At 64.1% G+C, this 11,674-nt stretch carries 10 protein-coding genes; 2 read left to right on the top strand and 8 right to left on the bottom strand.

Going from position 1 to position 11,674, the window contains the following annotated elements; all coding sequences use genetic code 11:
* Positions 1–36 precede the first annotated feature (36 nt).
* From EOC06_RS22225 to EOC06_RS22210, 4 genes are all read right to left on the bottom strand, one after another.
* Positions 37–1,068: a BMP family protein gene (locus EOC06_RS22225; RefSeq protein WP_128308793.1), complete on the bottom strand. Its 1,032-nt coding sequence runs from the start codon at positions 1,066–1,068 to the stop codon at positions 37–39.
* A gap of 154 nt (positions 1,069–1,222) precedes the next feature.
* Positions 1,223–2,428, bottom strand: a complete 1,206-nt coding sequence (pcaF, locus tag EOC06_RS22220; RefSeq protein ID WP_128308795.1) for a 3-oxoadipyl-CoA thiolase — start codon at positions 2,426–2,428, stop codon at positions 1,223–1,225.
* A 1-nt stretch (position 2,429) separates the two neighbouring features.
* A complete protein-coding gene (locus EOC06_RS22215; protein WP_127320985.1) occupies positions 2,430–3,227 on the bottom strand; it encodes a CoA-transferase subunit beta in 798 nt (265 codons plus the stop codon).
* A complete protein-coding gene (locus EOC06_RS22210) occupies positions 3,224–4,081 on the bottom strand; it encodes a CoA transferase subunit A (RefSeq protein ID WP_128290027.1) in 858 nt (285 codons plus the stop codon). The genes EOC06_RS22215 and EOC06_RS22210 overlap by 4 nt, the downstream gene beginning before the upstream one ends.
* Before the next feature lie 122 nt (positions 4,082–4,203).
* Between EOC06_RS22210 and EOC06_RS22205 the strand changes: the two genes are divergently transcribed.
* Positions 4,204–4,974 (top strand): IclR family transcriptional regulator C-terminal domain-containing protein, encoded by a 771-nt coding sequence (locus tag EOC06_RS22205; RefSeq protein WP_128308792.1) that lies wholly within the window; start codon positions 4,204–4,206, stop codon positions 4,972–4,974.
* Between the two features lie 217 nt (positions 4,975–5,191).
* On the opposite strand, the gene EOC06_RS22200 is transcribed toward EOC06_RS22205, so the two are convergent.
* The 4 genes from EOC06_RS22200 to EOC06_RS22185 are packed head-to-tail and all read right to left on the bottom strand — an operon-like array spanning position 5,192 to position 10,335.
* Positions 5,192–6,493 (bottom strand): FAD-binding oxidoreductase, encoded by a 1,302-nt coding sequence (locus EOC06_RS22200; RefSeq protein WP_128308791.1) that lies wholly within the window; start codon positions 6,491–6,493, stop codon positions 5,192–5,194.
* A gap of 2 nt (positions 6,494–6,495) precedes the next feature.
* On the bottom strand, positions 6,496–7,875 hold the full coding sequence (locus EOC06_RS22195) for a glutamine synthetase family protein (protein WP_128308794.1): 1,380 nt from the start codon (positions 7,873–7,875) through the stop codon (positions 6,496–6,498).
* Positions 7,876–7,880: 5 nt separating this feature from the next.
* Positions 7,881–9,164, bottom strand: a complete 1,284-nt coding sequence (locus EOC06_RS22190; protein WP_128308790.1) for a glycosyltransferase — start codon at positions 9,162–9,164, stop codon at positions 7,881–7,883.
* 10 nt (positions 9,165–9,174) lie between these two features.
* Complete coding sequence (locus tag EOC06_RS22185; protein WP_245469894.1) at positions 9,175–10,335, bottom strand: GntR family transcriptional regulator; 1,161 nt, start codon at positions 10,333–10,335, stop codon at positions 9,175–9,177.
* Positions 10,336–10,353: 18 nt separating this feature from the next.
* On the opposite strand from EOC06_RS22185, the gene EOC06_RS22180 reads away from it, so the two are divergent.
* Positions 10,354–11,418 (top strand): spermidine/putrescine ABC transporter substrate-binding protein, encoded by a 1,065-nt coding sequence (locus tag EOC06_RS22180; RefSeq protein WP_127266967.1) that lies wholly within the window; start codon positions 10,354–10,356, stop codon positions 11,416–11,418.
* The last annotated feature ends 256 nt before the right edge of the window (positions 11,419–11,674 follow it).

The raw sequence follows: 11,674 nt of genomic DNA, 5'->3' as shown, positions 1-11,674 counted from the left end.
GGGGGCGCCTAGCACCAACCCCCAAAAGCCAGAGCGTCAATCCGAAACCGGCGTATTCTCGTCCACATCCACCCGGAAATTGCCTTCGAGGATCTCGGCCTTCTTCTTTTCGACCAGCTCCTTCACATCAGCCGGCAGCGTCTTGTCGAACTTGTGGTAGGGCGCCAGATGCGAGCCGCCCTTGGCCATGCGCGAGAAATCGCCATAGTCCTGCGCGGTGAAGACGCCGGCCCTGACCAGCTTGATCGCCTGCTCGACCGTCGGATACATGTCCCAGACCGGGCCGGTGATGACCGTGTCGGGGCCGAGGCTCGACTGGTCGGACATGTTGGAGATCGCAAGTATCTTCTTGTCCACCGCGGCTTCGATGACGCCGAAGCGCTCGGCATAGATGACGTCGACACCGGCGTCGATCTGCGCGACAGCCGCTTCCTTGGCCTTGGGCGGATCGAAGAACGAGCCGATAAAGGCGACCTTCTTCTTGATGTTGGGATTGACCTCCCTGGCGCCGGCGAAGAAGGCGTTGACCAGCCGGTTGACTTCCGGAATGCCCATCGCCGCGACGGCGCCGATCGTGCCCGACTTCGACATCTTGCCGGCGATCAATCCGGAGAGATAGGCCGGCTCGTGGATCCAGTTGTCGAAGACGCCGAAATTGGGTTCCGCCGGGCCGGCGCCGGAGCCGAACAGCCAGGCGGTCTTCGGGAATTGCTTGGCGGTGCGGCGCGATTCACGCTCGGCGGCGAAGGCATCGCCCAGCACCAGCTCATAGCCGCCTTGCGCATATTCGCGCATGACGCGGCTGAAATCGGCGGTCTGCACCTTCTCGGACCATTTGTATTCGATGCCGAGTTCCTTCTCGGCCCTCTGCAAGGCGACATGGATCTGGTTGTCCCACGGCTCCTCGATCGGCGTGGCGAAGATCGCCGCCACCTTCAGCTTCTTGTCCGCCGCGAAGGCGGCGCCTGGCAATATCGCTGCCGCCAAACCGAGCGCGCCCAGCTCCAGCACATTGCGTCGCGAAAGCCCTTCGCGTTTTATCTGCGATTTATTGTTCCGGTTTTCCATTGCATTCCCCTCTGTTCGACAGCCGTGTCGAGCCGGCCGTTCCTAGAAATGTCAGACGGGGAAGTATGGAACGACGCCAGACTTTTGTCCACGTGGTCAAATTTGAACCGCGCACCGGATTCTTGATCTTAGCCGGCCAAGCAAGGGCCGCCGATCAAACCCGTTCCAGCGCGATCGCGATGCCTTGGCCTACACCGATGCACATCGTGGCAAGCGCATAACGGCCGCCACGTTCGCGAAGCTCCAGCGCCGCCGTGCCGGAGATGCGGGCACCCGACATGCCCAAGGGATGGCCGAGCGCGATGGCGCCGCCATTCGGGTTGACGTGTTCCGCATCCTCGGCAATGCCAAGCTGGCGCAATACGGCGATGCCTTGCGAGGCAAAGGCTTCGTTGAGCTCGATGACATCGAACTGTTGCGGGGTCAGCCCAAGCCGCGCGCAGAGTTTTTGCGTCGCCGGCGCCGGGCCGATGCCCATGATGCGCGGCGCCACGCCTACGGCGGCCCCGCCGAGAATGCGGGCGATCGGGGTCAGGCCATATGTCTTCACCGCCGCCTCGGAAGCGACGATCAGCGCCGCCGCCCCGTCATTGACGCCGGAGGCATTACCGGCCGTCACCGTGCCGCCTTGCCGGAACGGCGTCGGCAATTTGGCCAGCGCCTCGACCGTTGAGCCAGCGCGGGGGTGTTCATCCTTGCTGACAATGATCGCATCGCCCTTGCGCTGCGGGATGGTCACTGAGGTGATCTCCTTCGCCAGCCTTCCATTGGCTTGGGCCGCGACCGCCTTCTCCTGGCTGTGTACGGCAAAGGCGTCTTGGTCAGCACGAGAGATGGCGAACTCCTCCGCTACGTTCTCGCCGGTCTCCGGCATCGAATCGACACCGTACTGCTTCTTCATCAGCGGGTTGACGAAGCGCCAGCCGATGGTGGTGTCGTAAATCTCGGCATTGCGCGAGAACGCCGTGTCGGCCTTGGGCATGACGAAGGGCGCCCGGCTCATCGATTCGACGCCTCCCGCGACCATCAGCTCCGCCTCGCCGGCCTTGATGGCTCTGGCTGCGATGGTCAGCGCATCCATGCCGGAGCCGCAAAGGCGATTGACCGTCGAGCCGGGAATCTCTTTCGGCAGACCTGCCAGCAGCAGCGCCATGCGCGCCACGTTGCGGTTGTCCTCGCCGGCCTGGTTGGCACAGCCATAGACGACGTCGTCGATAGCCTGCCAGTCGATGCCGGGATTACGCTCGACCAATGCCCTCAGCGGTATCGCGCCAAGATCGTCTGATCGTACCGAAGACAGCGAACCGCCGAAGCGGCCGATCGGTGTGCGGATGTAGTCGCAGATATAGGCCTCGGCCATGTCATGCAGCCTTTGCTTTTCCGGTTCCCTCATGCGCCGCCTTGGTGCGGGCCTGCAGGTCGCGCAATGTCTTGAGTTCGAGTTCGCTTGGCGCCGGTGTTTCGTCAAGCGCCTCCGCGAACTTAACCGCCCAGCCACAGGTGTCCTTCACCTGCTGGCGCGTGACGCCGGGATGCAGCGACACGACCGTGAATTCCTTGCTCACCGGATCCGGCTTCCAGATGGCGAGATCGGTGATCAGCAGCGTCGGGCCGGCGGTGTCGATGCCAAGCCGTTTTCGATGGTCACCACCCTCGCCATGGCCGAAGGAGGTGAAGAAGTCGATCTTCTCGACCATGCCGCGCTTGGTCTGCGCCATGGTGATGTAGATCTCCTTCGACGACGTCGCGATCTCCGGCGCGCCGCCGCCGCCCGGCAGCCGGGTCTTGGGATGGAAATAGTCGCCGATAACCGTGGTGTTGATGTTGCCGAATTTGTCGAGCTGCGCCGCACCGAGGAAGCCGATCGAGATGCGGCCGCCCTGCAGCCAGTAGCGGAACATCTCAGGCACCGCGACGGTGGTGATAGCGGTCTCGCACAATTCGCCGTCGCCGATCGACAGCGGCAGCACGTCAGGCGCGGTGCCGATCGTGCCGCTCTCGTAGATCAGGGTGATGTCAGGCGCATGCGTCAGCCGCGCCACATTGCAGGCGGCCGATGGCGCGCCGATGCCGACGAAGCAGACATCGTCGTTGCGCAGCGCGCGGCTGGCGGCGATGGTCATCATCTCGTTGGGGGTGAAGTCGGGATTTTCGTTCATGCCGCTTTCCTCAGATGCTCGACCCTGGACTCGAAATCATCGGCGCTCTTCTCGATGACATTGGCCTGCATCCACGCCTGGAATTTGTCACGGTCGGCGGCGATCTCGTCCCATTCGAGATAGGCCGCATTGTCGCGCGCATAGTAGCCGTGCGCGTAGGACGGATGCGAGCCGCCGGGCACGACCGATATCGCCGCGATCGTCCAGCGCGGCAGCACGGTCAGATTGGGGTGCAGATCGTCGAAATTGTCGACGACTTCCTCGACGGTCACCACAGCGCGTTTGGCCGCCAGCACCGCTTCCTTCTGAATGCCGATGATGCCCTCGACCAGCACATTGCCTTTCCTGTCGGCCTTCTGGGCATGGATGAAGGTGACGTCAGGCCGGATCGAAGGGACAGCGGCCAGCACCTCGCCGGTGAACGGACAGGTCACCGACTTGATGTTCGGGTTGACCGCCGCGAGGCCAGCACCGCGATAGCCGCGAAACACCGCGCAGGGCAGGCCGGCAGCACCCGCTTCATAGGCATTGGCCATGCCGGCATGGCTGTGCTCCTCGATTTCGAGTGAGCGCGGAAAGCCGTTCTCGATGGCATCGCGGGCGCGCCGCAGCAGGCCGACGCCGGGATTGCCGACATAGGAGAAGACGATCTTCTTCGCCATGCCCATGCCGATCATCTGGTCGTAGATCAGGTCCGGCGTCATGCGGATCAGGGTCAGGTCGCGAAAACCCTGGCGGATCGCCTCATGCGCCGCCGCCGTCGGGATCAGATGGGTGAAGCCCTCGAAGGCGACGGAGTCGCCATCTTTCAAATTCTCGGCCACGGCCTGTTTGAGCGGCAGGAACTTGACCATCGCATCGGCTCCGGGTTTTCAGAAAGTTCGTATTGCGAACATATGTTTTGTATGCGATACTTTCTACGCTGAGCGAGGGCGAGGAGTCAATCCTGACGCCGATGCCGTTCCGCGGAGACAAGATGGACGAAGCGGCTGTTTCCCGTGATCATGTCGGCTCGCTCGAGCGCGGCCTCGCCGTCATGGAGATCCTGGCCCGCCATCCCTCGGGCATGACGCTGACAGAAATGGCGGAGGAAGCGGGCCTCACCCGCGCCGGCGCCCGCCGCTTCCTGCTGACACTCACCGCCACCGGCTATGCAACACAGGCCGGCCGCGTGTTCTCGCTGTCGCCGCGCCTGCTGACGGTTGCCCGCACCTGGCTCGGCGGCGCCTCGCTATGGGCCTTCGCCGCGCCTATCATGCGCTCTGTGGCAGCACAACTGAACGAGGCCTGCTCGGCGGCCATCCTGTCGGGTGAGGATGTCGTCTATGTCGCCCGCATTCCCGGCCGCCGCATCCTCAGCGTATCGCTCGACGTCGGCACCAGGCTGCCGGCCTATTGCACCTCGATGGGACGCATCCTGCTGGCCGGGCTGACATCAAGGGAATTGGACGCATTCCTCGGCCAGGCGACCATCGAGAGACGGACGCCGAAGACGATCACCGATATAAGGCTGCTGGCCGGCGCCATCGGCAAGGCGAAAGCGGACGGCTTTGCCATCGTCGACGAGGAACTGGAGCTCGGCCTGCGCTCGATCGCGGTGCCGATCCGCGACCGCGCGGAGCGCACGGTCGCGGCCATCAACGTCTCGACTCAGTCGGCGCGTTTTTCGGTGGCGGAGATGGAGCGGGAGATACTGCCGGTGCTGGTTGAGGCCAGGCAGCGCATCGAGGATTTTTTTGTCGTCTAATCAATCGCCCGAAACCTCTTCAAACGCCAGCGCCGCCCCTCATTGCCCTGCCGGGCATTTCTCCCCGTATAGTGACGGGGAGAAAGTAGCTGGCGCAACGCCATCGCCTTTCCTGCAACATTGGCGATACCGGCGACAACAGCGTCCCTCGCCCCGTTGACGGGGAGAGGATGCCGGCAGGCAGGTGAGGGGCAGTGCTAACGACAATTGCCTCTGATCAATGCTTGATACGATCCCGCATCGCGTACCACAGCATGCCCAGCACATAGAGCGGCCCACGCAACGCCGTGCCGCCGGGGAACGGCATCGGGCTCAGCGTCGAGAACAAATCCAGCCGCGAGGCATCACCCGTGATCGCTTCGGCCAGCAGCTTGCCCGACAGCGTCGACAGGATGACGCCCTTGCCGGAATAGCCATGCGCGAAATACACCTCGCCATAGTGCCCGACGTGCGGCAGCCGTGATGTCGTCACCGACACCAGCCCACCCCAGGCGTGATCGATGCGGCAGCCCTTGAGCTGCGGAAAGGTGGCTTCCATGTGCGGCCGCACGAAGCCGGCGATATCGGCCGGCGGTGACGGCGTGTAACGCTCGCCGCCGCCGAACAGCAGGCGTCCATCCGCCGACATGCGGTAGTAGTTGACGACGAAGCGGGTGTCGGACACCGCGACATTGGCCGGGATGACATAGCGCTTGCCCTCCAGCGGCTCGGTGGCGACGATATAGTTGCCGACCGGCATGATGCGGCTGTTGACGCGCGGCTCCAGCCCATTGAGCAGCGCGTCCCCCGCCAGCACGACATGTCTGGCCCGAACCGATCCCTTTGCCGTCGAGACCCGGATCGAAGGCTCGCGCTCCAGTTTCACCGCCACCGAATTCTCGTGGATGATGACGCCGGCCGCAACTGCCGCACGGGCAAGGCCGAGCGTGTAGTTCAGCGGATGCATGTGGCCGCCGAGCGGCTCGTACATCGCGCCATGATATGACGTGTCGACCTTGGCGCGGGCTTCCGCCGCCGACAGGATCTCGGCATGCGGAAATTTCATCACCGTGGCCAGACACTCGGCCTCTTCCTCGAGATCCCTGAGGTCGGAGCCGTTGACCGCGCCGACCAGATGGCCGGTCAGCCTGAGATCGCAATCGATGGCGTGGCGCTCAATGATATCGAGCACCAGCCCGCGTGCCTCGAAGGCAAGATCGAACAGCACCTTTGCCCGCTCCGGCCCGTAGAGTTTGACCAGGCCCTTGGCGCCCTTGCGCAGGCCGGGGATCATCTGGCCGCCATTGCGGCCCGACGCGCCCCAGCCGATCTTGCCGCCTTCGAGCAGCACCACCTTCAACCCGCGCTCGGCGGCGTGAAGGGCGGCTGACAGGCCGGTGCAGCCGCCACCGACGACCACCAGGTCGGCTTCGACATCGCCGACAAGCGCCGGATGGTCCGGCGCCGGTTTGGCGGTGGCGACATAATAGGATTTGGCGATGTCGAGGCCCGAATTGAAACCCGTTGAACTGGAAGCCATGATCACACCTTCAGCAGAAGGTGGTCGCGTTCCCAGCTCGTCACCACGCCCTGGAACAGATCGAGCTCCACGCTCTTGACGCGCAGATAGGTCTGGAAGAAATCCTCGCCGAGCAACTCTCGCACCGGGCCGCAAGCCTCGAAACGGTCGAGCGCCTCCTCCATCGTTTTCGGCAGCGTGCTCTTGATCTTGTAGGCATTGCCCGACGCTTCGGCCGAGCGCGCCAGTTTCTGTTCGACGCCAAGATAGCCGGCAAGCAGCGAGCCGGCGATCGCCAGGTAAGGATTGGAATCCGCACCCGGAAGCCGGTTCTCCACCCGCCGCGCCGCGCGGCCCCCGGCCGGCACGCGCAGGCCGCAGGAACGGTTGTCATGCGACCATTCGATGTTGGCCGGCGCGCTGTGGTTCGGCCTTATGCGGCGGAACGAGTTCACGTTGGGCGCAAACAGCGGCATGATTTCCGGGACATATTTCTGCAGGCCGCCGATGAAATGGCCGAACATCTCGCTGTCGGCATCGTCGCTGCCGGCAAACAAAGTCCTGCCGGCCTCGTCGATGACCGACATGTGCAGATGCATCGAGCTTCCGGCCTGTGCAGCGATCGGCTTGGCCATGAAGGTGGCGTGCATTCCGCTTTGCTGCGCGGCCTGGCGCGTCAGCCGCTTGAACAGCAGCACCTTGTCGGCCAGCGGCAGCGCATCGCCATGCAGGAAGTTGATCTCAAGCTGCGCCGTACCCGATTCATGGATCAGCGTGTCGAGCGGCAGGCCGGCCGCCGCCGCATAGTCATAGACGCGGCGGATCACCGGCTCGAACTCCTCGAGTGCGGCCATGTCATAGGGATGCTGCACACCCTCGGCACGGCCATTGGCGCCGATCGGAGCGGTCAGCGGCTGGTCCGGATCGGGATTGGGTGCGGTCAGATAGAATTCGAGCTCCGGCGCCACCACCGCCCGCCAGCCGCGCCTGGCGTAGAGGTCGAGCACGGCGCGCAGCACATGGCGCGGCGAGGCCATCCAGGGCCGGTCGTCCATATGGAAGGCATCGGCGAAGACATAGGCCTTGCCGGGAGCGGCGCCGGGCGCCAGGCAGAGCGTCGAGACGTCGGGCACCATGCGCATGTCCGGATCCGAATAGGCAAAACCCTCGTCGATCGAGCCGGAGTAGCGGCCGTCGATGCTGACCAGGAAAGCGCTGCTCGGCAGATAGAGCGCGCGATCTTCCAGCGCCTGGAGGAATTTGGCCGTCGGCAAGGCCTTGCCGCGCAGGACGCCGTTCATGTCGGGCACCAGGCACTCGACTTCGTTGATCCCGTGCCGGGCCAGCCAGGCCTTGGCGTCGTTGCCGCTGGATAGCGAGATATTCGTGTTGTTGTCAGGCATTTCGTTCATGTCCGTGTCAAAGAGAGTATGGCTTGGGCGGCCACATCCGTTCCAGGTTTCAGCGCCATTTGGGCTGCATTGTCCTTGAGGCGGGCGCGCATGGCATCGTCGGCCAGCAGGCCGAGAATGGCTCTCTCCAACACTCCTTCGGTCCAGGCGTCGCGGCCGATATGGTCACCGACGCCGGTTTCTCCGGCGCGGCGCGCATTGTCGTGTCCGTCCCAGCAATAGGGCATGATCAGTGACGGCACGCCGAAGCGCAGCGCTTCGCAAAAACTGTTGTTGCCGCCGTGATGGATGAACAGGTCTGACTTCGCCACCACCGAGGGCTGCGGAAACCAGGCGTCGAGATAGACATTGTCCGGCACCGCACGGTAGGCGTCGCGCAGGCCTCCGGCATTGACAATAAAGCGCGCCGGCAGCCTGTCGAAGACGACCAGCATGCGCTCGATCAGGCCGACATCCATGGCGCCGAGGCTGCCGAAGCTGACATAGACTAGCGGCCCCTTGTTGCGCGGAAACACCGGCACTTCGAACGGCCCTTCCGAGCGCACGCAGCCTTCGAGATAGACGAAGCGCGTGGGGTCGAGCGGCTCGGCGCGCTCGCGGCGCACGATCGTCGGGGTCAGCAGCAAATTGAGGTCGGGCGACGCTTCGAGGAACAGGCCCTTCGGCAGCGGCGCCAGGCCGGCATCCATCCGGAAACGGTTGAAGCGATCATGTGCGGGCGCGCAAGCCGCCAGATACCTGGCCTCGAACGCCGCGCGTTGCGGGTCATCCGCACCAAGCCCCGACAGGTAGGGCGGCACATTGGTGTCCGGCAGCTCGGTCTCGGCGCAGGAGACGACACGCACCCAGGGACAGCCGGCGGCTGATATCGCCGGGAACATGATGACATTGTCGAGCACCACCGCGTCCGGCTTCAGCCGCGCCAGCAATTGGCGCAGCGGCGCCTCGGCATTGACCGCAGTGTCGACGATGGCCTGCCAGGTCGGCGCGACATAGGTTTCCAGCTGGTCGATCGGGCTCAGCCGGAAATGCGGCAGGTGCCGGCGCACGAAGGCCTGCCAATAGCTCTGGCGTTCGCTGTCGCTCAGCGGCTCGTCGGTCGGCAGCTGGTATTCCTGGAAACCATAGTCGGCAAAGACGCCGGAAAAGCCGGCATGGCAAATGAAGACGGGCCGGGCTCCCTTGGCACGCAATGCCTGCGCGATGCCGACGCAATTCAACGCCGCGCCGAAACTGGCTTCGGGAAACAGCGCGATGGTCGGGCTGGCTTTACGCGTCAATTATTCCTCGTCATTCCGGCCGGCTGATCATGCCGAACAGGGCGGGCGCCCCGCGACTGGCCGCTTGCGGTCGCTGGTTGCGGGAAAGCCGCAGGTGGATGCGAAGCAGATCGGCCGCCACCTCATACTGCAGGCTTTCAAGATGGTCGAGTATAACAAGGTGTTCGCGCAGCGATTGCCGCAAGCGGAAGACGTTGACGCCGGTATAGATGCCCGGCAGCCGGCGCAGCCTGAGGTGATCGGCCAGCGCGTCGGCGATGAAGCGGTTGGCGCAGCCCTCGGCGAGCATGCCGTGAAAATCGATGTCCAGCCGCTGGAACTCGCGTGTGTCGAATGCGGCGTCCGGCAGCGCCACCAGCGCTTCCATAGCCTGGCGCAACGTCGCCGCCCGCGCGCCGTCCAGCCGGAAGCCCGGCGTCAGGATAGCCGCGGGTTCCAGCAGCAAGCGGAACTCATAGCTGTCGCCTTGCGCCTCTGGATCGTCGGGCGTGCGCCGAAACAGCCAGGACTGGCCAGGCGCTCGGTCCAACAAATTCTCTTCGGTCAGTTTGTTGAGTGCTTTTAGTACCGTCTTGCGCTCGGCACTGTAGCGCCGTATCAGCCCCGCGACGGTCACCGTCTGGTCCAGCCGACGCGCCGACCGGTCGCGCAGGATCGCCTCGGCCAACTCGTCCTCCTCGGCGGCGGGCAGTTCCGTGGCGACTGAAGCCTGCGCGGTGAGGTCGATGGCCAGGTGATAACCGGAATCTGCCTCCCAGCGCACGACGCCCCGCTCCGCGAGCAGGCCGAGTGCCGCCCGCACCGGCGTGCGTGAGACATTGCACAGCGAGGCGATCTGCTGCTCCGGCAAGCGTGCGCCGGGCTCAAAACCGCGCTGCCGCGCCACATCCAGGATGCGCTGCGCCAGATCGAGATGGTTGGTACGAGGTCGTCGGGCTGCGGCTTGCATGGCTGGTCCGGTGGAAAACGGGATGACCGCATCGATCTGACCGATCGCCCGCACGGACGCAATCGGCCAGATTCCACGATCGCTTAGCAAATTATGGATTGACGTACTTTTTTCTGCAATAGTACTGTCAGGGCAATCGGCGAGAAAAAGACCGAGGGAACGGGATCGAGGCAGCGGCAAGGGTCGCAAGCGTTGGTCCGGCGAATGCAATTCGACGATCAACCGGAATGGGAGTCTGTCATGACCGCTACCAGCCTGCGGCGCCGTGCGCTGAAAACATCTTCGATCGCACTTGGCCTGGCCTTGGCGCTGTCCGCGCCGGCGACGGCTGCCGACCTCGTCATTTCCAACTGGGACGGCTACATGGCGCCTGACGCCATGGCCGCCTTCAAGACCGCCACCGGCGTGTCGGGCGAAGTGGTGGTGCACGCCACCAATGAAGAGATCATGGGCAAGCTCATCGCCGCCGGCGGCAAGGGCTATGACGTGGTCTTCGTTTCTTCGCCCTTCGCCGAGGTGTTGAACAAGCTCGGCCTGACCGAGCCGATCGACCACGCCAAGATCCCGAACCTCACCAATCTCTATCCCGAGGCAACCAAGCTGCCGCACGATGCCGGCAATGCATTCTCGGTGCCCTACACCTGGGGCACGACCGGCCTCTGCTACCGTTCGGACCTGATGAAGGTTGCGCCCACCAGCTGGAGCGACCTGCTCGCGCCATCCGACGAATTGAAGGGCAAGACCACCATGCTGGCGACCGACCGCTGGCTGCTGGCTGCCGGCCAGCTCGACAAGGGCTATTCGGTCAACGAAACCGACCCGGCCAAGATGGCCGAGGTCAAGGATCTGCTGATCTCGGCCAAGAAGACCCTGCTCGCCTATGACGACACCACCTTCTATTCCAAGCTGGTGTCCGGCGAGGCGCTGATGGTGCAGGCATGGGACGGCTGGTGCAATTACGGCATCGCCGAAAAGCCCGAGATCAAATACGTCATCCCCAAGGAAGGCTCGGACCTCTGGGTCGACACGATGGTGGTGATGAAGGCCTCCGCCAACAAGGACGCCGCCTTCCAGTTCATCAACTTCATGCTCGACGCCAAGAACCACGCCTGGGCGGCGCAGAACATCGACTACAAGGTGCCGAACAAGCCGGCGATGGAAAGTCTTCCGGCCGATTTCCTGGCCAAATTCCCCAACATGGCGATGCCGGTGGCCGATCTCGTCAAGTTCGAGCAGTTGCGTGACGTCGGCGACGCCCAGCGCGACTATTCGAAGATCGTCAGCGAGATCAAGGCGGCGCAGTAGGCGGCGCGCCACTTCGGTAGCTGGAATCAAGCTTGCGTTCCTTCGCGCCCCCCTCTGGCCTGCCGGCCATCTCCCCCTCAAGGGGGGAGATTGGCTGGGTTGTGGCCTGTCGCCAATCTTCAGCGCAGCGCCCCCTCATCCGGCCGCTGCGCGGCCACCTTCTCCCCGCTGGGGAGAAGAGCAAAGTGCCGGCGCTGGCGACCTCCTCTCCCCTCGGGGAGAGGTCGGATTGCCCCGAATTGCCCTTCGCAATTCG

The sequence above is a fragment of the Mesorhizobium sp. M7A.F.Ca.MR.362.00.0.0 genome (genome assembly GCF_004023175.1).
Taxonomy (GTDB): domain Bacteria; phylum Pseudomonadota; class Alphaproteobacteria; order Rhizobiales; family Rhizobiaceae; genus Mesorhizobium.
This window is presented reverse-complemented; position numbering and strand designations above follow the sequence as displayed.